The organism is Klebsiella sp. JB_Kp042 (assembly GCF_040065275.1).
Taxonomy (GTDB): Bacteria; Pseudomonadota; Gammaproteobacteria; order Enterobacterales; family Enterobacteriaceae; genus Klebsiella; species Klebsiella quasipneumoniae.
On the sequence record NZ_JBEAJL010000060.1, the window covers coordinates 1 to 3247 of the forward strand.

Consider the following 3247-nt stretch of genomic DNA (forward strand, 5'->3'; position numbering starts at 1 on the left):
GCTCTCCTGTTCCTGCCTTTCGGTTTACCGGTGTCATTCCGCTGTTATGGCCGCGTTTGTCTCATTCCACGCCTGACACTCAGTTCCGGGTAGGCAGTTCGCTCCAAGCTGGACTGTATGCACGAACCCCCCGTTCAGTCCGACCGCTGCGCCTTGTCCGGTAACTATCGACTTGAGTCCAACCCGGATAGACACGACTAATCGCCATTGGCAACGGCCACTGGTAAACAGGATGTGCGAGAGATGTATCGAGAGTTCTTGAAGTGGTGGCCTTACTGAGGCTACACTGGAAGGACAGATTTGGTGACACGTCTCGCACAAGACTGTTACCACGGTTCAGAAGTTCCCCAACTTGCTGAACCTTCGAAAAACCACCTCCCCAGGTGGTTTTTTCGTTTCTGCCCAAGAGACTACAACCGGGCGCGTAAAATCTCAATATCTCCGTTCAGGAGATCCTGTCGATTCATCCTGCCTCAGTTATGATTGTTGCGCGGACTAACACTTACTCTTCAGAAGTAAATAACGGATTGTGATGCGGTTCATCAGAGCGAGGAAAAGGTTCGTGGATCGGAGAAAACCCTACAACTAGCACAGTGCCATCTTCTAGCTTTTGATAATGAATCACTTCTTTAGAAGTTAGGCCTTGAGCGTTAAAACCCAAGTTGTAGGTCATAGACCGAACCTTAACTGAATCACTGTAAGGCCCACAGTGATAATGCCAATAGTTTCCTTCCTCATAGGCATCAGTACCCGGAATTTTTTGATGGTTGTCGTTCAGCCAAGAAGGTTTGTTTTTGCCGACTAGAGGTTCCTCTCGAGTGATTTTACCCAAGAAGGTTGTGAGAGCAACTTGGTGCTCTGGTTTCAAATGAGGTAAGTCGACGAAAAATGGTTCATTCAGCTTGCCAGACTGGAAAGCTGAATGAATTTCAAACTTATTAAATTTTGTTGTCATCAAACGCTTCCCACTTACTTTTGAAAGTAAGCGGATAGCATATCAAAAATAGCGTCATCAGACTGAGGAGAATTGCATTTCAGACCATCTGAGGTCTGATTTTTGCTTGAGCGAGAAAGCAGCACTTCGTCAGCACGAGATTTGTACTGCTGGCGACGCTCTGAATCGCAGCTGTCTTTACCAAACCGTACGTTTGCCAACATATAAATCCTATTGCTCGGGTTGAGGGTTTTAGGTCATTACCTGTGATTTTGATGGTAAGAGAGGGGGGGTGGTGACGCTATAGATTTAGGCGAATTTCGCCTAATCAAGGGCGGCATTGATGACGCCCAAATAATAAATCATAATACCAATACCTATAAAGATAGGTATTGGTATTATGATTGAGGTACAAATTTGAAATCAGAAATCGAACTAAAAAAAACCAGTGATTCTCCTTTTGAGATCCCGGAGAAGATCTTAGCCATTTGGGGACGAAGTATCCTAGTGTCGGGTTGGACGTCTGTGCCTAACGAACTGCTACGGAACCAGTCAAAGCTTGGCCTCAGCAATACAGAGCTTGTTTTAGTGATTCATCTAATTTCATTTTTACATAATGCTGATGCTCGAGTTTTTCCTTCAATCAAACATTTATCAGAACGGATGAGCCAAGACAGAAGAACCATACAGAGAACACTCGGCAAACTCGTCGAGCAAGATTTATTAAGAGTAAAAGTACGCTCTACAGGCAAACAAGATAAGGGCTTGACCAACGTTTATGACCTAACACCGCTAATGCTTAAGCTTATCAATCTGCAACTTCCCTCCCTCAAAATACCAACCGAACAACACACGTGCCCTTTATGTGGAAAAACTGCGATTACGCGTGAAGAAATTGAGAAGCAGTTTGGATTCAGAATGGATAAAGGGAAAGAACGAACTCAGAGCTGGTGCCGAAGTTGCCGTGGTAAGAAATAATTTACCATAACATCCGTTGCGTGCACCGCCTGAGAGGCCCTCAGGGCGTTTCTGACGGGAAACCGGTAAAACAGGCAACAAACCACCCGAAAACCCGCCAGAAACGCGCAGGCTCTGTTTTTACGGCATGCATGAGTATGCGCGCAAGTGCATAGCGCAGAATTTCACACCATTCAGCCAGGGGAAGTCCTGTTTCCGGCGTTCTTCTCATCCGAAAACGGTGAACGGGGACGCAATTTATTGCGTGGCCGTGAGGCGTTGGCAAGAACATCAAGCATGAAGATAAGGGGGTCGGATGTACGAATGGTTCAGAGAACTGTTCTGACGTAATTCAGTAGTAATTCAGTAGTAAATCAGTAGTAGATAAGTAGTCATCCTCCTCCGATTTGTAGTAATTCAGTAGTAATGCTGTAGTAGTTTCACTTCCGCTTTGTAGTTTACCTGTAGTCCGGAAAAATAATCCGTTCATACTCGCATGAACGAGGTCGTTAGGACGCTTTTTCGTTACCGATGCCCCTTAACCTGCGCAGATCACCCAGCCAGAATGATAATTTTTTGCCCCTTAAATGGTCATACACCATACGCAACCGCGATTTTCATCGCAATTGCATGAATTAAAAGGTAAAAACTGAAGTCCCCGTTTATTTATGTAATACGCAACGTATTACAACCACCTGTAATCACATGAAAATAAAGAAATAAGATGTAATACCGGCGTATTACCACGTACATGGGCAAGCGAAAAAGCTATAACGCTTCACGGCCGACAGGCGGCCCAAAATCCACCGGGGCGTGCAGGTTCTCTTCAGTAACCTGCGCCATTAAATCAAAAAGGTCATATTCGCCGGGAAGCTGCGTACCAGTCGAATCCAGTTGTTCATCATATTCAGATGGCATGGGGTGATATCCAGTAGCTGAGAGGTTGTTAGAGGGTTTCGGGGCGCAGCCCTGAACCAGTCACGTAGCGCTAGCAGAGTGTATACTGGCTTACTATGTTGGCACTGATGAGGATGTCAGTGAAGTGCTTCATGTGGCAGGAGAAAAAAGGCTGCACCGGTGCGTCAGCAGAATATGTGATACAGGATATATTCCGCTTCCTCGCTCACTGACTCGCTACGCTCGGTCGTTCGACTGCGGCGAGCGGAAATGGCTTACGAACGGGGCAGAGATTTCCTGGAAGATGCCAGAAAGAGACTTAACAGGGAAGCGATAGGGCCGCGGCAAAGCCGTTTTTCCATAGGCTCCGCCCCCCTGACAAGCATCACGAAATCTGACGCTCAAATCAGTGGTGGCGAAACCCGACAGGACTATAAAGATACCAGGCGTTTCCCCCTG

Annotated in this window: 5 protein-coding genes; 2 read left to right on the forward strand and 3 right to left on the reverse strand. The window is 46.5% G+C overall.

Annotated elements, in window-relative coordinates:
• Nucleotides 1–117: 117 nt before the first annotated feature.
• A complete protein-coding gene (locus ABLV54_RS13000) occupies nucleotides 118–201 on the forward strand; it encodes a hypothetical protein (protein ID WP_058652899.1) in 84 nt (27 codons plus the stop codon).
• Nucleotides 202–502: 301 nt separating this feature from the next.
• Here ABLV54_RS13000 and ABLV54_RS13005 read toward each other — a convergent pair whose 3' ends face one another.
• Nucleotides 503–955: a hypothetical protein gene (locus tag ABLV54_RS13005; RefSeq protein WP_000208426.1), complete on the reverse strand. Its 453-nt coding sequence runs from the start codon at nucleotides 953–955 to the stop codon at nucleotides 503–505.
• A gap of 396 nt (nucleotides 956–1351) precedes the next feature.
• Between ABLV54_RS13005 and ABLV54_RS13010 the strand changes: the two genes are divergently transcribed.
• Nucleotides 1352–1912, forward strand: a complete 561-nt coding sequence (locus ABLV54_RS13010) for a helix-turn-helix domain-containing protein (protein WP_000834224.1) — start codon at nucleotides 1352–1354, stop codon at nucleotides 1910–1912.
• Nucleotides 1913–2659: 747 nt separating this feature from the next.
• Here the strand turns inward: ABLV54_RS13010 and ABLV54_RS13015 are convergent.
• Both ABLV54_RS13015 and ABLV54_RS13020 read right to left on the reverse strand, forming a co-directional pair.
• Nucleotides 2660–2809 carry a hypothetical protein gene (locus ABLV54_RS13015; RefSeq protein WP_165453402.1) on the reverse strand — a complete coding sequence of 50 codons (150 nt, stop codon included), beginning with the start codon at nucleotides 2807–2809 and terminating at the stop codon, nucleotides 2660–2662.
• A 216-nt stretch (nucleotides 2810–3025) separates the two neighbouring features.
• A partial coding sequence (locus tag ABLV54_RS13020; RefSeq protein WP_348814175.1) for a hypothetical protein occupies nucleotides 3026–3247 on the reverse strand: 222 nt, incomplete at its 5' end.

Excerpts from the sequence above, each read along its gene's own strand:
- ABLV54_RS13000 (WP_058652899.1), top strand. The coding sequence starts at position 118 with ATGCACGAACCCCCCGTTCAGTCCGACCGCTGCGCCTTGTCCGGTAAC.
- ABLV54_RS13005 (WP_000208426.1), bottom strand. The coding sequence starts at position 955 with ATGACAACAAAATTTAATAAGTTTGAAATTCATTCAGCTTTCCAGTCT.
- ABLV54_RS13015 (WP_165453402.1), bottom strand. The coding sequence starts at position 2,809 with ATGCCATCTGAATATGATGAACAACTGGATTCGACTGGTACGCAGCTT.